The sequence below is a fragment of the Clostridium sp. J1101437_171009_A5 genome, assembly GCF_015547905.1.
Classification (GTDB): domain Bacteria; phylum Bacillota; class Clostridia; order Oscillospirales; family Oscillospiraceae; genus Pseudoflavonifractor_A; species Pseudoflavonifractor_A gallinarum.
This window is the reverse complement of the sequence record NZ_JADMVY010000013.1, coordinates 20,956-39,823: the sequence shown is the minus strand read 5'-3', so window position 1 is coordinate 39,823 and position 18,868 is coordinate 20,956. Positions and strand designations below refer to the sequence as shown.

17 protein-coding genes and 1 riboswitch are annotated in these 18,868 nt (G+C 57.6%); of the genes, 5 read left to right on the top strand and 12 right to left on the bottom strand.

The window, feature by feature from the left end:
• The 11 genes from I2C21_RS14860 to I2C21_RS14810 all read right to left on the bottom strand — a co-directional run.
• Positions 1-1,927, bottom strand: a 1,927-nt coding sequence (locus I2C21_RS14860) for a Spy0128 family protein (protein ID WP_195279639.1), incomplete at its 3' end; no start/stop codon positions are given.
• Positions 1,928-2,018: 91 nt separating this feature from the next.
• The gene (locus tag I2C21_RS14855; RefSeq protein WP_328821083.1) at positions 2,019-2,192 is read right to left on the bottom strand and encodes a hypothetical protein; all 174 of its coding nucleotides are present in this window, start codon (positions 2,190-2,192) and stop codon (positions 2,019-2,021) included.
• Positions 2,193-2,371: 179 nt separating this feature from the next.
• On the bottom strand, positions 2,372-3,811 hold the full coding sequence (locus I2C21_RS14850; RefSeq protein WP_195279638.1) for an S-layer homology domain-containing protein: 1,440 nt from the start codon (positions 3,809-3,811) through the stop codon (positions 2,372-2,374).
• Between the two features lie 14 nt (positions 3,812-3,825).
• The gene (locus I2C21_RS14845) at positions 3,826-4,413 is read right to left on the bottom strand and encodes a hypothetical protein (RefSeq protein ID WP_195279637.1); all 588 of its coding nucleotides are present in this window, start codon (positions 4,411-4,413) and stop codon (positions 3,826-3,828) included.
• Positions 4,406-7,546: a VWA domain-containing protein gene (locus tag I2C21_RS14840; RefSeq protein ID WP_195279636.1), complete on the bottom strand. Its 3,141-nt coding sequence runs from the start codon at positions 7,544-7,546 to the stop codon at positions 4,406-4,408. Before I2C21_RS14840 ends, I2C21_RS14845 begins: the two co-directional genes overlap by 8 nt.
• Positions 7,547-7,566: 20 nt before the next feature.
• Positions 7,567-8,142: a TasA family protein gene (locus tag I2C21_RS14835; protein WP_195279635.1), complete on the bottom strand. Its 576-nt coding sequence runs from the start codon at positions 8,140-8,142 to the stop codon at positions 7,567-7,569.
• Between the two features lie 197 nt (positions 8,143-8,339).
• Complete coding sequence (locus tag I2C21_RS14830) at positions 8,340-9,062, bottom strand: TasA family protein (RefSeq protein ID WP_180956681.1); 723 nt, start codon at positions 9,060-9,062, stop codon at positions 8,340-8,342.
• Positions 9,063-9,129: 67 nt separating this feature from the next.
• Positions 9,130-9,726 carry a SipW-dependent-type signal peptide-containing protein gene (locus I2C21_RS14825; protein ID WP_101691037.1) on the bottom strand — a complete coding sequence of 199 codons (597 nt, stop codon included), beginning with the start codon at positions 9,724-9,726 and terminating at the stop codon, positions 9,130-9,132.
• A 69-nt stretch (positions 9,727-9,795) separates the two neighbouring features.
• Positions 9,796-10,365, bottom strand: coding sequence for a signal peptidase I (locus tag I2C21_RS14820; protein ID WP_195279634.1), 570 nt, complete (start codon positions 10,363-10,365; stop codon positions 9,796-9,798).
• A 265-nt stretch (positions 10,366-10,630) separates the two neighbouring features.
• A riboswitch (cyclic di-GMP riboswitch) is annotated at positions 10,631-10,720 on the bottom strand.
• 223 nt (positions 10,721-10,943) lie between these two features.
• Positions 10,944-12,446 (bottom strand): recombinase family protein, encoded by a 1,503-nt coding sequence (locus I2C21_RS14815; protein ID WP_195279633.1) that lies wholly within the window; start codon positions 12,444-12,446, stop codon positions 10,944-10,946.
• A gap of 132 nt (positions 12,447-12,578) precedes the next feature.
• Positions 12,579-13,364 carry a dipicolinate synthase subunit DpsA gene (locus tag I2C21_RS14810; protein ID WP_193538796.1) on the bottom strand — a complete coding sequence of 262 codons (786 nt, stop codon included), beginning with the start codon at positions 13,362-13,364 and terminating at the stop codon, positions 12,579-12,581.
• A 236-nt stretch (positions 13,365-13,600) separates the two neighbouring features.
• Here I2C21_RS14810 and I2C21_RS14805 point away from each other — a divergent pair, with 236 nt between their 5' ends.
• From I2C21_RS14805 to I2C21_RS14785, 5 genes are all read left to right on the top strand, one after another.
• Positions 13,601-14,389, top strand: a complete 789-nt coding sequence (locus tag I2C21_RS14805) for a TIGR04255 family protein (protein WP_101691033.1) — start codon at positions 13,601-13,603, stop codon at positions 14,387-14,389.
• Positions 14,390-14,394: 5 nt separating this feature from the next.
• Positions 14,395-14,898 carry a GNAT family N-acetyltransferase gene (locus I2C21_RS14800; RefSeq protein ID WP_101691032.1) on the top strand — a complete coding sequence of 168 codons (504 nt, stop codon included), beginning with the start codon at positions 14,395-14,397 and terminating at the stop codon, positions 14,896-14,898.
• A gap of 13 nt (positions 14,899-14,911) precedes the next feature.
• Entirely contained in the window at positions 14,912-15,439 is a 528-nt protein-coding gene (locus I2C21_RS14795) for a cysteine hydrolase family protein (RefSeq protein ID WP_186964308.1), read from the top strand.
• A gap of 66 nt (positions 15,440-15,505) precedes the next feature.
• Positions 15,506-16,954 carry a nicotinate phosphoribosyltransferase gene (locus I2C21_RS14790; RefSeq protein WP_195279632.1) on the top strand — a complete coding sequence of 483 codons (1,449 nt, stop codon included), beginning with the start codon at positions 15,506-15,508 and terminating at the stop codon, positions 16,952-16,954.
• Positions 16,951-17,769 carry a metallophosphoesterase gene (locus I2C21_RS14785; protein WP_195279631.1) on the top strand — a complete coding sequence of 273 codons (819 nt, stop codon included), beginning with the start codon at positions 16,951-16,953 and terminating at the stop codon, positions 17,767-17,769. The genes I2C21_RS14790 and I2C21_RS14785 overlap by 4 nt, the downstream gene beginning before the upstream one ends.
• A gap of 67 nt (positions 17,770-17,836) precedes the next feature.
• Here I2C21_RS14785 and I2C21_RS14780 read toward each other — a convergent pair whose 3' ends face one another.
• Positions 17,837-18,865, bottom strand: a complete 1,029-nt coding sequence (locus I2C21_RS14780) for a glycosyltransferase family 2 protein (protein ID WP_101691029.1) — start codon at positions 18,863-18,865, stop codon at positions 17,837-17,839.
• Between the last annotated feature and the right edge of the window lie 3 nt (positions 18,866-18,868).

Here is an 18,868-nt window from a genome sequence, read left to right as displayed (position 1 = left end):
TCTGATCCTTCAGCTCAGCCGTCAGCTTGCCCTCGTTATCCGCGGTCACCACGACCTGGAAGCGATAGATCGCATTCAGATCATAGTCCCAGTCCTCGGCCTTGCCAGGCAGCTCGCACAGCTCATAGGTACGCACACCGGTGGTTGTATAGGTCAGATTGATATGCTCGGCATAGCTGCCCACGCCGGTGGTCACCATGGACTTCGTCTCCACAGGCTGATTGACACCATTCGTGGTATCCACCAGGAAGAAACGGAAGGTCTCCGCCGGAGCATTGCTGCCCTGCTGGCTGGCCTTGACTGCCTTCTGGATCTCCAGATCCACATTTGCCTGACCGGAAACAGGCTTGGCATACTCCACCAGGATCTTGACATCGGAATTTCCGGCCTCGCCCTTCAGGTTGCCGAACACTTCCTTACGGTTGTATCCAGTGCAGTGCTCCTTTTCCAGAGTAGCCAACTCATCAGTCATGTCGTAGGGCTCATTGACCGAGACACGATAGCTCTCCAGATACAGCTGCTTCAGGCTGCCGTCCGCCTGGCGGACACCGCCCTGAAGAACCACAAGCCGCTCCTCGTCGGGCTGATAGAAGCCGTTGTAGGTGTTGGTAAAGGCAAACTTACCATCGATCGCGTTGCCGCTCTGATCCTTCAGCTCAGCCGTCAGCTTGCCCTCGTTATCCGCGGTCACCACGACCTGGAAGCGATAGATCGCATTCAGATCATAGTCCCAGTCCTCGGCCTTGCCAGGCAGCTCGCACAGCTCATAGGTACGCACACCGGTGGTTGTATAGGTCAGATTGATATGCTCGGCATAGCTGCCCACGCCGGTGGTCACCATGGACTTCGTCTCCACAGGCTGATTGACACCATTCGTGGTATCCACCAGGAAGAAACGGAAGATCTCCGCCGGGGCACCGCTGCCCTGCTGGCTGGCCTTGACTGCCTTCTGGATCTCCAGATCCACGCTTGCCTGGGTGGGAACAGACTTGGTATAGTGGAAGGTCTTGTGCTCGCCCTGCTCGCTGATGGCGATGGTCTTGTCCTGAGTTGTCAGGGTGTAGGTGACGTCATCTACGGTGATTGTATCAGGGATTGCCGCACCAAAATCCTTGGTATACTTCTCGCCATCCTGTGTCCAACCCTCCAGCTTATCCTCCAGGAGGGAAATCAAATAAACACCCTTGTCGTTCAGGGGAATTTCAGGCATCTTTTCGGCGGGAACAGCCTTGGCCTCTTCACCCTCGTAACCATAGGTAAAGCTTACTTCCGCGGAGAAAACCTTCTGCTCGGGAGGCTCGGGAGCCTCATCCTTAAACCACACCTCACAGAACTCCTGGCAGTTCCAGTTGTCATCGTACGCATCGAACACAAACTGATCCGCCGGGATATGGTACTCAAAGCTCTTAATGTCAAACCAGGGATAGTCGAAGAGCCAGCCCTCTTTCATGTAGTTATCGACATAGGTACCATAGAGCACGATCTCCGCAACCTCGTCCGGCTGGATGTAGCGGGTCAGTCCGCTCCACTCCACATTGCCATAGACATTATAGCCGTCTCCGCCCGTGATATCAGCCTGTCTGGCAGTCTCCGCACCATCCTTAGCCACAATCCGCATACCATTCAGGACCAGCGCGGTAACCCAATCCCCAGCAGGGACCTCATTCCCCGCCTGCTCCCAGCAGTAATTCTGGAAGGACTCACGGGTCATGAGATGATATTCTTTTACGTAAATATCATCCTTCTGCCCATCGATCCCGGGTGTATTCCCCAAATCGTAGGGGGACTTGCTCTCCACAGCACCTCCAGCCAGATCAACGGTGCCTTCTCCGGCCGCCAGCGCCGCCGTGGGCATCAGGCCCAGCAGCATAATGACGGACAGAACAGACGCTAAGACGCGCTTTAGACTCTGTCTCTTTGCCAACATGATCGCTCTCTCCTTTTTCATATGATTGGGAGCACCTTGCTTCCCCTCTTTGTGAGAACGCCTTTCTCACGATTGGTCATTGGATCTGCGCTCATTCCTCCTGAGCCTCATCAGCAGCTTCTTCTTCCAGAGAACTGTCAATGAGTTTCAGCAATTCCAGCGCGCTTCGAAAGGGTTGTTTCCGTTTGCCCTCAGCCCAAGTGACGACACCCTGCCAGGTGGCATTCTGAGCACTGATCACTTGGACCACGAAGGTCTCTCTCACGTGTGTCGCCTCCCATCTGACATTCAGGCAGTTACGCTCTTTGATTATGAGTATATCCTACTGCGGTTACATCTCGGTTACATTTTGATATAGCGCAGTACATTTTTGAAATTTCTCAACACGCACAAAAACAGGCCCCGCCGTAACCGGCGGGGCCTGTTTCCTTGCTCTGGATGAAATTACTTTACCACATAGCTCTCACTGGAAGAGACATACATGACGTCGCCAGGGTTGACGGAGGCGTTGGAATCGGTCCAGGCGCGCTCCAGCGTGGCCCAGTCACGGACGGGGAGGAGCTCGGTCCAGATCTCAAACTGGTTGTCGTTCTCGTCCCGCTCTTCCGAGGGATCATAGTTGTGGGAGTTGGTAGCCTCCTGGATGGCAGTGTAGTACCAGGCAGAAGTATCCATGTTGTCGGGCCAGGTGGTCATACCATCCAGCAGGTGGTCGGCATGGGGCCGGCGGTCCAGCACCCGGTTGATGATGGAGATTGCCTCCGCGCGGGTGATGTTGTTGTCCGGACGGAAGGTGCCGTCGGTGTAACCGCTGATGATGCCCTCGTTGGCCGCCTTGTTGATGGCATCCTGAGCCCAGTGGCCGGAGATGTCACTGAACATATCCGGGCCATCATAGCCGCTGCCGAAGAAGCGGACCGCCATTGCCGCGAACTCAGCGCGGGTAATGGGGGCGTTGGGATCAAAGATCCCGCCGGAGCGGCCGTAGATGATCTTGGCGTTGGTCAGCGTAGAGACCGCCTTGTTGAACCAGGCGTCAGCCGGCACATCGCTGTACGGGTTGGTGGTCATCCAGTACTGGTTGCGGGAGTCCTCCTTCAGCAGGCGGAAGAAGATCGTAGCCACCTCAGCGCGGTTGATCTCATCCTCGGGATGGACCTTTCCGTCGTCGCGGCCCACAATGTAGGCGAAGTGGTCGCCCTTCTCCAGCTCAGGCAGGTCTCCCAACGGGGTCTCGGGATCGGTGATGTCGGTTCCGCCGCCGCCACCGTCGCCGCCATCGCCGCCGGGCTCATACTGTGCAGTAAAGACCCAGTCGATTCCAGCAGCCAGACCCTGGAACTCATTGCCCACCGTGACCGGGATGCTCAGCTTAACGACCAGGTTGCGCTCATCGTCGCTCCCATAGAAGCGGCCCAGGCGCAGCCCCTCGCTCAGCTTTGCGCTCAGCTCGGTCACAGGATCGCCATTGACGTCATTGATGGGCTTGCCGTCTTTTTCTGTGATGCTCAGGGTCACACCCTGCTCATCCATAGCCGTCAGCAGCTTGGCATAGTCAGCCTGAGCCTCAGGATCCTTGCTGGACTCAGCTTTCAGCCAAATCACCACGGAGCCAGAACCCAACCCAGAGGCATTCACCTTGATCTCCTGGCTCTTTTCATCGCCGGGCATCAGATTGGTAAGCTCCTGGAACAGGTTGGGATAGCCCTCTTCCACAGTCTCGTTGTTTGTGCTCACATTGCGGAACTCAAACTGCTTGTTTGCGTGGTTATAGGTCACGGTAGGTACGCCAGTGTCGGCCAGGGCGGTGACCGCCATGACGCCGCACAGCATAGCCACGGCTACGCCTCCCGCCAACAGAGCGCGGAGTTTATTCTTTTTCATGGTTGGTCACCTCCTTAACCTGTAATGTTTCCGCCGTCCAACTCGACACCCCAAGCGGTTGTCACCGCTTCAGGGGGCGCGGCCTGGATGGAATCGGCAATGACCTGGAGATTCATATGGTAGCCGGCAGGTTCCTTAGTCCCATCTACCTTGGCCTCTTTGATCAAATAGCCGGTGTAATCCTGTCCGTTGACCGGAGCCTGGTGATAATAGTATTCGCCAATTTGAATCCATCCATCGCCCAGGTTTCCACCTTCACCACCCCAGGTAATTGTCAAATCGCTGAGACTGGCAGGCTTCACATTGCCGTTTTCATCTTCCCAGGTAGCAACCAGGGCCACACGGATGTAGGCGGGCACATCGCCCTGATTTTGGACACGGACATCTTTCTTGACCTCAGTATGCTGCGTAAAATCCTCCGTAACTTTCGGTGTGACCTCACCCATTTTAAAGGTATTGGTCACCGGGTCGGTGTGGGCTGCCAGCCAGGCCAGCGTGCCCCCCACCGTTACGGTGAGGGCCAGCGCCAGCGCACAGGCTGCAGGCAGCCATTTCCACTTACGGAAGGCGCGCTTCCCCTCGTTATGCTTGCGATCAAACATGGTCCACGCCTCCCTCCTGTGTCATGCCGTCCAGATCCGGGTCTTCGCCGGGATCGGGTTCGGTCTTCTTCTGGTCGTCCTCGTTCTCCTGCTTCTTCTCGCCGGTGGGCAGAGGAGGCACCAGGGCGTCCAGGGTGTCGATGGTCTGATCGGAAGAACTGTTGTTTACCGGCGCAAAGTCGTTCTCCACGCTGTGGCTGCCGCCCAGCCAGTTCTTGTCGTTGCGGGTGTTGGTGAACTCAGCCGTATCACCGTCCTTAGTTACCTCAAAGGACTGGTTGTTCTTCTCATACTTCCAGGACCAGTCGCTGTCCTCGGTCACGGTGTAAGTACCGCTGGGCAGGGTGATCTGCTTGGACGCAGAGGTTCCGCCATCGGGAATGGTCAGCGCCACGGTCATGTTCAGCGTTCCATCTGTGATGTTGAACATGAAGGTCTGCTCACCGTCAGCTGTTTCACCGTTAGCCAGCTCCTTGGTCAGCGTGAAGGTGAACTCGGGCACAAAGATGTGGATACGGAACTGCGCATCGGGATTAGGATCAGTACATCCAGCACATCCATTGCCAGACTGCCACACAAAGACAACTCCACCATACGGGGTTCCATCTTTTGTCACAGCTACCTTAACATTGATATCGCCGGTTCCGATAACCTCCCCATCCTCAGGATCATAGGCAAAGCTCAGAGTCGGTCTGCTACCCATCATGGCAACGTTTTCATCTGTCACATCGCCATGCTTCCAAACCTGATCCACCAGATTGTCTGCATAGTCCGATGTTTCGCCCTGCGTCACAGTCGTGTCCTGATAGGTTACATACAGCTTAAAGACGTTGACCGTACCCTGTGCAGAATCAGTCTGCTCAACTGCCGGCGTGCCGATACCACATGCCTTACTCTTAGGCGTTACAGTAACCGCAACATCATAGCTACTGTCTGTTGTATTGTTGATCGTATTTGTGACAGTTGCGCTAACGTTGACATACGCAGTCTGCCAAGGCTCCAGCTCGCTCAGCGGAGTGCCGCCCCAGCTTACCAGATCTTTAGAATCAGGCGCATCGTTGCCATAATAGATATTGACGTTGTTCCCGTTGAGAGCCAACGGCTGAATGGCCACATCTACCTTCGGCTCGGGGAAACTGCCGATGCAGTCACCATCTGTGTCATAGACGCCGGAAATATCCGCAATATTGGTGGGCACACTATTGCCCCCCAAGAATCCACTCTTAGGTTCCACATAGATGCTCTCATTAAATTTCTGCGCAGTTTCTGGCTTTCCGGGTTCCATTGGCTTCAAGTTGACGCCCGTCCACTCAATATAGAGTCCGTTGTCATCTTCGCCTATGGTTCCTATATAGCCTCCCTGAGTAAAGGTATCGCCGACACCGAGTACATTTCCTTCTGTATCTACAATGTTGAACTGCGGAGAAATATAGTCCCGAATTTTGATACCTTCAATCGGTTTTCCGGTCTGATTGGCAATCTTCTCAAAGATATCATTCAGCTCACCGCTATTATCTGTAGTCAGATAGTAGCCATCAGGAATATTGCGGGTACGATTATCATAATATCCGCCATTACCCCATTCGACTACGTGTGTACCGTCCGGTCGACTACTGGAAGTTCGGTACATATACTCATTGATTTTTACATCATTTTGAGGAAGGCCCAACCCGACCGTGTAAACTGTCGCACCACATCCAGGCATATTTTTGCGATTATCTCTCAACCAGTAGCTTTGCCATGGCCAATCACGTGTAACAAAATCCATGCCATGATGTCCATAAAAACTATCTGCTGCATCGACATTGACCGGACTACCCTTTGGCGCTTTTAACACTTGTCCCCAATAGATAGAGCTCTGTGCACATTCGTGTGTTTCAGCATCCTCTCCAAATAAGCCAGACCACGAACCGCTGCCAGGTATACCATCTGTGAACAAAACTACCGCACGGGAATTATCATACATGGGGTCGGAGCTTGAAATCCCATTTAAAACGTAGTAGGCCTGTTCCAAACCTTTATTGGAGTATGTTCCGCCGCCTTCGCTAAGATTATTGACTACGCCTTTCAGCCTATCGATGCCGTCCGATATGTCAGTCAAGTAAGCGTTAACATTTGCCCCATTAGAATACGAAACGATTGATACCCTGCTGTCCGGAGAGTTTTGTAAAATGGTATCCAAAAATCCGTTTACCGCATTTTTGAGGTCAGTTAATTTATTACCTGCCATACTTCCTGATACATCCAGAACCAGAACAATATCACAGGGCACACTAGTTTCCACAATATTGGATTTTGCTTCCGCCGTCATATTGATCACAAAGCGGTTTGGATTCCCCTCTACTGCAGAAACGGTTTTATTAACTAGCAGCCCCTCCGCAGGCTCAACATAATTTCCCCCTCGCGGTTCCATCGAAGCCATCGTGCGTGCCATACGTTGCATGGGTTGCTCATTCATGGTAGCTTCCGAAAAGGAGGTTCCTCCATCTGGCAGAAGCGGTCCAACGCTTGTAAATGGAGGGGCTTCACTAGTATCCTCTTCTACTTCTATCTCAGAAAGAGAGAGGTAACTACGCAGATTCTCTACTTCTTCAGGCTGGAGAACCAACTCCAGCAAAGCCCATTCTTCCTCTGTCAATGTAAGAAGATAATCGCGAATTACAAAGTCACTCGCCATAGGATCAATAGCGGAAAGCTCATCCAACAGAGCCTGAGCTGCCTCCATGTCAACCTCCGGCAGCTCCATCGCCTTCTCATACTCTTCCAGAGCGGCGATCTGCTCTTCGGTCAGGAGGCTGTAAACAATGGCGCGGTCCTCGTCGGAGAGGTCCTTGACCACCTCATACAGCTCCTCGGTGGACATATTGGCATAGTCGGGGACGTTGAAGCCGGGATCCAGAGGGATCTCCCCGTCGGGAATCTCGGTCTCCACGGGCGGAGTGGGCTCTACGGGCTCCACAGGGTCGGTGGGCTCCACAGGGTACACCGGGTCCACGCTGAAACCGGGGTCCACCTCGCCCGCCGTGGTAAGGGTATCCTCCCCGCCCACGGTCGCCAGTGCGGGCGCCATCAGACCGACGGTCATACAACCGGCCAGCACAGCCGCCAACAGGCGTTTCTTCCAGTTATACATACTGCATCACACCTCTTTCCTTACGGGGTGACCGTCTCGGGCCAGCCCTGGACATCCAGGACGGAGCCACCTGCGGGAATCTCATTGTTCTTGACCTGGACGGCCTGGGCCTCCACATCGATGTCAATGGTGCAGCCCTGATACTCATTTCCGGCCTTGGCGGCAAAGGTGACCGCATCAAAGGGGGTCACGGTCTCATTGACCGCCACGGCGGTGGGGTAGTAGTACCAGCCGTCCTCTTCTACCCACTGCTTCTCATCCCAATTAAAGGAAATCACGCTGCTGTCCAGATCGGCGGCCTGCTGGGCTGCGGTAACGCTCACGTCCGCCCGCACCCGGAGCCAGTAGTCCTGATTGCCGGTATTCTTGATCTCTGCCACCTGATCCACGGTCTGGCCAGGGAGAATGCCGTTGAGCTGGTGGGTGGTCTCGCCCACCACAACACCGTTCACGGTTTCGGTCAGGGTCAGATCGACCGTGCCCATGGTGATCTTGTTCTCGGCCCTGCCATCGGTCACGAAATACGCCGCGGTTCCGATGCCCAGGATGGCCAGCAGGGACAGCGCAACGCCGCCCGCTGCGAGTCGTTTTTTCATGTCATCTCCCGCCTTTCCTCTTCACAAATTCAAATATGCTTTAGGGACGAATAGGAGTGCCTGGGGAAGCGGCACTCCCGTTCTGGTAGGGAATCCCAACAGGCAGTGCTGGGAACGTCCTTAGGGCGGCGGGGCGGGGAAATGCCCCGCCGCCCATATTCAATTCGATTCGGTACGGATGTACTAGGAGTTAGAAATTAAGCGGGCTCATAACCGTTCGCTTCGGTGAACCACTCGGCCATGGCGGCAGCCTCGGCAGCCTCGTCCGTCTCCAGGCCAGCCTTCTGGATGGCATAAGCCTTGACACTCAGGTCCACGCCATCCTTCAGATTCTTCATTTCTTCATTGCCCAGCTCGCCGGGAACCTTGACGGCGTCAAACACATCAACATGTGCGGTATCCTTATCCATCACGCCCATGTCGAACACCAGGGAGAGGGTATCCTCTGCGGGAGTATCGCTCTCCACGCGCTTGGTGGCGATCAGCTTGGAAGCGTTCAGGTTGGCGTGGGGATTTACAATATACTTGCCGATGTTCTCCACAGGACCGGAACCGGGCGTCTCGATCCCCTTGGTCGCCAGACACAGATTCTCATAGTTGGTGATGGTCAGCTCCACATAGAGATGAGAGTCGATGCTCTTCTCCCCCAGATCCACATCCACATTCTTGGAGTAGGTCACGCCGGGGACGATGTTCTCATACTTATAACCGTCATCCGTCGCAACACCGGCCACCATACCGTTTCCTTCAACAGAAGTCTCGGTCATCACAATGTCCAGAGCAGGCTGTCCATCCGCGCCGGCCACGGTGAAGCTGTTGGTGCGCTCATCCTTATCGGTAAAGTAAGCCAGGGTGGCGCCGCCGATCAGCGTGGCGCCCATGCAGGCCGCCAGACCAGCGGCCATTACTTTCTTCTTCATGCCCATAACTCAGGTTCCTTTCTCAGTTATGACTTAATAAATTTGATTAGGGCTGTCTGAACCGGTCTTAAGCGCCAACGCCAAAGTGAGTCTTGGCCTGCCCATCAGCCAGATCCTGAGTCATGCCCTCGCCATCAGACTGGATGGCATAGCCGTTGATCGTGATCGTCTGAGTCAGTTGTCCTTCCACTTCTGCATCAGGATTGACCATTCCCTTCAAATCATCTGCATCCAAATCAGTGCTGAACGTTACAGTGTTGAAAAGCTGCGGAAGAGCGGTTCCCTTTTCGGTATCAACGATATCCTTGTACCGATAAATATTCTCTGTTCCAGTAACCTTCAGCCAATTGTTGGTGTCAATATCCAGTGTGGCAATGTCGCCAAACTGGTTATCGATCTCAGCATACACATAGCAATCGACGCTATCAGCTCCCACCGTCAGCACAGGAACCTTCTCAATCTGCGCACCGGGAGTAACCGAGGCATTCTGCTCAAAGGTTTCGGTCAGGGTCAGAGTAATAGGGTCCGTCTCTCCACCAAATGCATACACAAAGGTATTGACCTTTTCTTCAGATGTAGCAGTCAGCCAAGCCAGAGTGCCACCGATGCCAACGCCAGCAGCCAGAGCCAGAGCGCCTGCGGAAACGAGAACTTTCTTTTTCATAGTGATTTGCTCCTTTCTCTTCTTAAAGAACATTGGTTAGTTTGGATCTTTGCGAGTACCGGGTCGAATCTATTTACTGCCTTTCGGCGTTCCCCCTGCGTCATCGGCCTTACCCGCTTTCTTGGCGGCGGCCTTCTTGTCCGAATCCTCGGCCCATTTCAGAATCTCCGGTGTGAAGAGCAGGATCAGCAGCACGGCGATCACACTCCATCCCACATACATACCCGGGGCGTGGGTGAGGAAATCGGTGAGGAAGCCCAGCTTCGGAATGCAGAACTGGGGTACTCCGATCAGGTTCTCGAAAAGAACCGGGCTTCCGTCGGGACTGTCATTGGCATCCCCCTGCGTGCGGAACCAGCCGTCGGTCTCATTGACTTCGACCACCCGGTGGGTGGCGACGGTCAGATCCTCATTCAAGACAAAGGTGATGGGGTCGCCCACCTTCACATCCTGTGGCTCCACATCCTTCACATAGATCAGAGAACCGGTGGGATAGGTCGGCTCCATACTTCCGCTGAGCACTACGTAGGGGGTCAGACCCACCAGACGTACGCCCACCAGAAGGACGGCCAGGCCCACCACGATCACCGCCAGAATGGTGGTCAGGGTGTTCCAGAGGACTTTGACTGCTTTGGGCACTGCGCCCTCACCTCGCTTTCTCAGACTGGGAGACCGGGGGACCTTCCCGCCCGGAAGCTCACTTTCTAAATCCGAGTATAGCACCCCGCGGTCACAGAACGGTTACATTTCAAGGTTTGGATGTACATTTTTTATTTCTTTTAAATCGTTCTGTTTCCGCTGTTTCAGAGGTGAAAAAACAGCGCCGCAGACGAACTGTCTGCGGCGCGAACAGGATCCATTCCAGGAAAAGAGCTCAACGCATCGGCAGACCGAACGTCTTTGTCTGGGCAGCCGAACGAGCGTAGCGGCACATGGCCGTGTTAGCTTTCTAGCTTTGCGTCCCATGCTTTCACATGGTTTGCTCTTTTCCAACTTGTAAGCTTGCCGGAGCATGCTCTCCGGCGGGAGATCGCTTCTGTTACAGAGTATAGCACCCTTCGGTCACAAATCGGTTACATTTTAAAAATTTTTCCCGAAAGATTTAAAGATATATTAAGAACTTCTGTAACGGTAACATTGTAGCACAAATAAATCGCAGATGCAAGTATGCTGGTTGTTTAGTATTTCTCCTATTCCCCTATTTTTCGACCGTCTCTTTATCGATTCTGCACAGTTTCTGCTGCCGGCATCCGAAAGCGGAACCGGATCTCCACTTGTTTTCCCTCCTCCACCAGCACCCGATCCAACAGGGACAGCACGGCCGGGCGGGTCAACGGTGCAAAGGTCAGGGTCTCCCGCACCCGCTCGGTCCACCAGGCCGGGTCGTTTCGTGGAGCCGAGGGGAGCGCACCCAGCCGTGCTTCCAGCTCCTCCCGCCGCCGCCGGTTTTCCAGGAGGAGCTCCTGAAATTCCGTCCGGGTGATCACCCCCTCCTCCTGATCCCGGTAGAGATGGACTGTCCGGCGGCGGCAGGCCTGGAGGGCCCGCTCCAGCTCCCCGCGGCGGCGGAGCGTTTCGTCTCCGGTCTGGGGCAGGGTGCGCGCCGCCAATTCTCCCGGGTCGATCGCCCGGACCAGGGTGCGCAGCAACTCCCCCAGGGCGGAGAGCACCGCGTCCTCCCGCACCCGGTGGGAGGTACACCGCTTACTCCCCCGTCGGTAGCCCTGACAGACCATGTAACTCCGCGCTCCCTCCCGCACATAGCTCATGGGGGAGCCGCAGGCGGCGCAGAAGGCCAGTCCGGTGAGGAGATGGGCCTCCCCCACAGGCGGCCGGTAGCTGCGCCGGCGCAGCAGCTCCTGTACCCGGTCAAACTGGGTCTGTGGAATGATGGCCTCATGGGTGTAGGGCACCACCGTCCATGCCTCCGGCGGATGGGCGATCCGCCGTGTGATCTTGTAACTGGCCTTTTCGCTGCGGTTCTGGGTGAGGTGCCCGGCATAGGTGGGATTGGTCAGGATCCGCCGCACCATGGTATCGCTCCACACGCCCCGGGAGCCCTCTCCCCGGCACTGGGCGGGGGTGGGCACCTGGGCGGCACTCAGCGCCCGGGCGGTTCCCCGGACCGAGCCGCTCTGCAGATAGCGGCGAAAGACCTCCTCCACGATCCAGCGCCGCTCCCCGTCCACCAGGAGCTTTCCCCGCTGTTCCGGGTCCTTCCGGTACCCCAGAGGAGGGGATGCCCCGATAAAGGCCCCGCTCCGCCGCCGTGCATCCAGAGCGGCGCGGACCTTTCGGGAGATATCCGCGGTATAGAAGTCATTGGCCGCCGCCAGAAAGGGCAGCGCGATGGAGGTATGTCCGGCGGCGGTATCGAACCCCTCGCTCACCGCCACATAGCGCACCCCATGGGCCGGGAAAAAGCACTGATAGTAGTAGACCGTTCCGATCTGATCCCGCCCCAGCCGGGACAGATCCTTGGTGATCACCAGGTCGATGCGCTTTTTCCGGATGTCTTCCAGCAGGCGCTGGAACGCGGGGCGGTCAAAATTGGTACCGGTGTATCCGTCATCCGCATAGATTTCCGTCACCGGCCAGCCCTGCTGCCGGACATACTGGAGCAAAAAGGTCTTTTGGTTGGCGATGCTCATGGACTGGTCGCTCTCCCCCTCGTCCTCCCGGGAGAGGCGGAGGTACAGCCCTACCTTTGGAAGGGACACGGCGGCTCCTCCTTCCCGGCGCGCAGCAGCTCCTCCAGACATTGCATCAGATCGGGCCCTTCTTGGGCATAGGTCTCACGCACATGGCATTCCGGCTTCATGTTCCACCCCTCCTCTACGATCATGCTTCCATTATATATAAGGTAGGGTCGTCCTATGCCTTCCCAATGCCACACCCGCCCCCCCTGGCTTGGAGGCCAGGTCCAGTACCAGGCAGCCCGGTTTCAGATCCCGCAGGGTCTCCTCTTCCAGGAGCCGGGCCGGCACGGTATTGAGGATCAGATCATAGCCGCACAGCCAGCCCCGCAGCTGCCCGCTGTGTTCCACCCCGTAGCCCTCCGCCTCGATCCAGGCCAGATCGGACCACTTCCGGGCGGCCACGCTCACCCGGGCGCCCAGCGCCGCCAGCCGGGGGGCCAGCGCTCTTCCCAGGCGCCCGTAACCCACTACGAGCACCCGGGCGCCGTGCAGGGTGATGGGCAGCTCCTCCATGGCGATCTGGATCGCCCCCTCGGCCGTGGGCACCGCGTTGGCTATGGCAAGCTCTTCCCGGGCAAAATAGTCGTGCAGGGTCAGTCCCCGGGCATCCGCCAGCGCGGCCACCGGCGGCGTGACCAGCCCGGCGCAGACGATCTGGCCCGGGCGCAGGCGGTCCAGCACTTCGGCCAGGGGAAGGCTCCCCTCTGACAGCGGGGTGTTGAGCAGCGTCCCCTCTCCGGTCACAGGCAGGGGAAGGATCACGCAGTCCGCCCGCACGGCCCCCCGCAGATCCCGTTCCGGCTCCACGCCCTCCCCCAGTTCCCCCGCCCGCTCCAGGGCATAGGTATGAACCGTATGTCCGTCTCTGGCCAGCTGGACGGCCAGCTGCGCCTGCCGCTGGTCTCCGCCCACCACCCAGATATTCCACTCATGTTTCATGGCACAACTCCTCCTCCATGTTCCGTTGCTGTCTTATCCTATTCCGCCGCGGGAAAAGGGTGCGCCCCCTCTTTTTCCCGGTCACCGTTTCGGTATGGATTGTGTAAAAAACAGAAATATCCACCATTCTCTCTTGTTACTTTTACTGTTACGCATTATAATAGTAGAGAATATACCCATGAACGGGCCCCTGTCCCTGAACAGACCCGAACAAAATACAGGAGGAACACGACCCTATGCTATTTGCCAAGTACGAGCGCTGCCTCTACCAGCGCAGCCCCCTCATTGAGGTGATCTGCCAGCTCCGCTTCCCCACCATCCTCTCCATCGGCTCTCAGGAGCCTGCGGAGTTCCAGGAGGCCATCCGGCACGAATTCCCGCAGTTTGTGGCCCGGCAGGAGCGTCCCGCCCCCAAGATCACCGGTCTGGGCACCCCCGACGCCAAGGTGGAGCAGCAGCCCCCCATCACCAACTATAATTTCATCACTCAGGACGGATTCTGGAAGCTGAATCTGACCAGCAACTTTATCGCTCTGTCCACCCTGCGCTACACCCGCTGGGAGGATTTTGCCCTGAAGCTGGACAAGGCCGTGGCCGCTTTCCTGCAGATCTACCACGCCGACTATTTTGAGCGGGTGGGCCTGCGCTACGTCAACGCCATCTCCAAGGAGCGCCTGGGCCTGACCGATCTTCTGTGGGACGATCTGCTCCAGAGCCCCTATATCGGTATCCTGGGCGAGCCCGATGTGGACGAGAAGGAAGTCAACAAGTGCTCTCTGGACATTGAGACCCGTCTGGGCACCGACAGCCGCCTGAAGCTCCACGCCGGTCCCGGCCTGCTCAACGGCGGGAAGCAGGATCCCAAGCCCCGCTTCATTCTGGACCAGGATCTCTCTACGGTGGGCAAGCTCACCCCCGAGCAGCTCCCCGAGCGTCTGGAGACCCTCCACGGCTTTGCCGGAGGCCTCTTCCACGGCGCCATCACCGACGAACTCCACGAGGCCATGGGCCCCATGGCGCTCTAAGCTCCATGCCCATCATCCGCTGTGCCGCTCCCGCCGATCTGGATGCCGTCTGGGCCCTGGTCGAGCGGGCCGTGGCCCATATGAATGCCATCGGCAATCCCCAGTGGGGGGCGGACTATCCCACCCGCGCCCTCTATGCGGGGGATATTGACCGGGGGGAGCTCTATGTGGCCTGTACCGAGACGGGCGCCATTCTGGGCGCGGCCTGCCTCAACCGCAGCGAGACTCCGGAGTATGCCTCCATTCCCTGGCAGTACCGGGGGGAGGTCTATTCGGTCCACCGCCTGGCGGTGGACCCGGCCGCCCAACGCCAGGGTGTGGCCACCGCGCTGCTCTCCTTTGCGCAGGACCTGGCCCGGCAGAACCATGTGTCCGCCCTCCATGTGGACACCTACTCTCTCAATCACCGGATGCAGGCCCTCTTCATCAAGCAGGGCTTTGTCCGGCGGGGCGAGATCCATCTGCACGGACGGCCTCTTCCCTATCCCTGCTTTGAAAAACTCCTGTAAAGTGTGATAACACATGAAAAAATTACTGATCGTAGTGGATTATCAAAAGGACTTCGTAGACGGCTCCTTGGGCTTTGCCGGTGCCGAGGCACTGGACGCGTCCATTGCCCAGCGCATTGCGGACTATCATGCCGCAGGCAACGACGTGGTCTTTACCCTGGATACCCATGGCACCAACTACGCCCAGACCCAGGAGGGCCGCAAACTGCCCGTTCCCCACTGTCTCTTTGGAGAGGCAGGATGGGAGCTCTACGGCTCCACCGCCGCCGCCCGCGGGGATGGGGACTGCGTCTTCCGCAAGCCCACCTTCCCCTCCCTGGAGCTGGCTGAGTGGCTCAAGGGCCGCAGCTATGCCCAGGTGGAGCTGTGCGGGCTGGTCTCCCACATCTGCGTTCTCTCCAACGCGGTGATGGTCAAGGCCGCCCTGCCCGAGGCCGAGATCCTGGTGGATGCCCGGCTCACCGCCTCCTTCGATCCCGCGCTCCACGAAAAGGCGCTGGATGTGCTGGAGGGGCTCCAGGTCACCGTGACCAACCGCTGAATCCGTACTCCCGCCGCCCCGGTCCATTGTTCCGGGGCGGCCATCCCATATAAAGAGGGTTTTTTCATGAAAAGCCATATGAACTACACCATGCTCTGTGATTTCTATGAACTCACCATGGGCAACGGCTATTTCCAGAGCAGCATGGCCGACCAGATCTGCTATTTCGACGTCTTTTTCCGCAATGTCCCGGACGGAGGCGGTTTTGCCATTGCCGCCGGTCTGGAGCAGATCATCGACTATATCGAAAACCTGTGCTTTGATGAGGAGGATATCGCCTATCTCCGGAAAAAGGGCGTCTTCTGCGAAGAGTTTCTGGAATATCTGCGCAACTTCCGCTTCACCGGCGACATCTGGGCTGTGCCCGAGGGGACGCCCATCTTCCCCCGGGAGCCCATCCTCACCGTCCGCGCCCCCGCCATTGAGGCACAGTTTATCGAGACCTACCTGCTGCTCAATCTGAACCACCAGTCCCTCATTGCCACGAAATCCAACCGGATCGTACGCTCTGCCCAGGGCCGCCCCGTGTCAGAGTTCGGCTCCCGCCGGGCCCAGGGCACCGACGGCGCGCTGCTGGGCGCCCGTGCCTCCTATATCGCCGGATGCGCCGGCACCGCCTGTACCCTGGCCGACGAGCTCTATGGCTCTCCCGCCGGCGGGACCATGGCCCACTCCTGGGTGCAGATGTTCCCCGACGAATACACTGCCTTTAAGACCTACTGCGAGCTCTACCCCCACTCCGCCACGCTGTTAGTGGACACCTATAACGTCCTCAAGTCCGGCGTACCCAATGCCATCCGCGCCTTTAAGGAGGTACTCCTCCCCAAGGGCATCACCAACTGCGCCATCCGTCTGGACTCGGGCGACCTCACCTACCTCTCCTGCAAGGCCCGGCAGATGCTGGACGAGGCCGGACTGACCGAGTGCAAGATCGTGGCCTCCAACTCTCTGGACGAGTATATCATCCGGGATCTGCTCCTTCAGGGCGCCAAGATCGACTCCTTCGGCGTAGGCGAGCGGCTTATTACCTCCAAGTCTGAGCCGGTCTTCGGCGGCGTTTACAAGCTGGCCGCCGTGGAGGACGGGGAGGGTCATATCATCCCCAAGATCAAGATCAGCGAAAATCCGGCCAAGATCACCAACCCCCACTTTAAAAAGGTCTACCGCCTGGTCTCCCGCTACTCGGGCAAGGCCCTGGCCGATCTCATCACCCTCTATGACGAGACGGTGGATGACAGCCGCCCGCTGGAGCTCTTTGACCCGGATGCCACCTGGAAGCGCAAGACCTTCACCGACTTTGAGGCCAAGGAGCTTCTGGTCCCCATTTTCCGGAACGGAAAGCTGGTCTATCAGTCTCCCACCATTACGGAGATGCGGGCCTACTGCGCCGCCCAGATCGACCTCCTCTGGGATGAGGTCAAGCGCTTTGAAAATCCCCACAACTACTATGTGGATCTCTCCCAGAAGCTCTGGGACATCAAGCAGGCCCTCCTGAAGGAGCAGGGACGGGAATGACCCGCCGGAAGCGCCGTCGTCTGGCCCTCGGACTGGTGACCGCTGCTGTTCTGTGCTCCGCCCTGGATGTACGCCTTGCCATTCGCCGGTATGAGATCCCGCTGGCCTCCCTGGAGGCTCCTGTACGTCTGGCACTGATAACCGACCTGCACAGCTGCCGCTATGGAGAGGACCAGCGCGTCCTCTTGGATGCGCTGGAGGCAGAGGAACCGGATGCTCTTCTCTTGGGCGGGGATATTGTGGACGATGAGCTGCCCACCGCGCCCGCCTTTCAGTTCCTGGCGGAGGCTGTCCGGCGCTGGCCCTGTGTCTATGTCACGGGAAACCACGAATTCCGCTCCGGTCAGGCCGAGGCATTCTGCAGCCGCATTGCGGAGCTGGGCATCCATGTACTCCGTGGTACCCAGATCACCCTGGAGCTCAATGGTCAGCCGGTCGATCTTCTGGGTCTGGACGATCCAACCGTGGGCAGCGCCTATTCCAGACAGCTCACCGAGCTGAAAAGCCGCCCCCGCACCTCCCACACGGCCATCCTGCTCGCCCACCGCCCGGAGCGCTATTCCGATTATGCCGCTTTGGGCTGCGATCTCATTCTGAATGGCCACGCTCACGGAGGACAGTGGCGCATTCCCTTTCTTCTGAATGGGCTTCTGGCCCCAAACCAGGGATTTTTTCCCGCCTATGCCGGCGGTATATACCGGCGGGACGGGGGCGAAGTACAGGTCGTCAGCCGGGGATTGGCCCGGGAATCCACCCGCATTCCCCGCATCTGGAACCGCCCGGAGCTGGTGATCCTCCAGCTTACTCCCGCTTGATTTCCGTATGTAAAAACAGCGTCCCCGGATTGCACATGCAGTCCGGGGACGCTGTTATCTTTGTTCGTTAATTGAACTTGTAAATACGCCGGGCCAGCCGGTAGAGCTTTACCGAGAGTTTGCGTCCCTGATAGCCCGGGATATTGGATACCGCCGATACCGCGCGGTACTTCATCTTATGATAGAGCCGTCCGTCCACCCCGCGCAGGTACTCCCAGAGCTGGGTACGCTTGCCCAGTGCCTCGGGGGAACCGTCGATGATGAGGAAGATGGAAGAAATGGTCATCATCATGGCCAGGTAGTTGAACATATACCGGCCCAGCTTGGGCAGGGTAGACTGTATCTTCTTCAGATCGTGGGCATCGATCATCAGGCGGGTCACCCTCAGCTGCTGGTCCACTCGGGTCACCATGACCTTTTCGTTGACCGACTGGTCGGACCGGCCGATGAAATACCGGTAGAGGTCCAGATCCATGTAGTAAATGCTCCGGACAAAGGGCAGGGGCTGATAGACAAAAATATTGTCCACATAGAAGGTGTGCTTGGGCAGCTCCAGCCCGCAGGAGCGCAGCAGCTCGGTGCGGTAGATGACCGAGTGCATCAGCAGATACTGGGAGGGACGGAAGCGGCCGATGTCCGCCCAGGTAAAGACCCGATTTTCCGGAAACACATTGGTATAACGCATGACCTTCTGGGTGTTGTCCTCCACGTGCTCATACACATAGTTGCACACCATGAGGTCCACCGGGTCGGGCTGCCGGGCAAACTCCCGCAGCTTATCCAGCACCTTTTTCAGTGCGTCGGTATCCAGCCAGTCGTCCGAGTCCACCACTTTGTAGTAGAGTCCGGAGGCGTTGCGCAGACCCTGGTTCACGCCCTCGCCGTGGCCGCCGTTGGGCTGGTGGATGGCCTTGACAATACCGGGATACTGCTGGGCATACCGGTCGCAGATGGCCGGGGTATCGTCCTTGGTGGAGCCGTCGTCCACCAGGATGATCTCAATGTCATCCCCTCCGGCCAGAAGGGTCTCCACGCAGTGATCCATATAGGCCGCGGAATTGTAGCAGGGTACCGCAAAGGTAATGAGCTTGTCCATGGG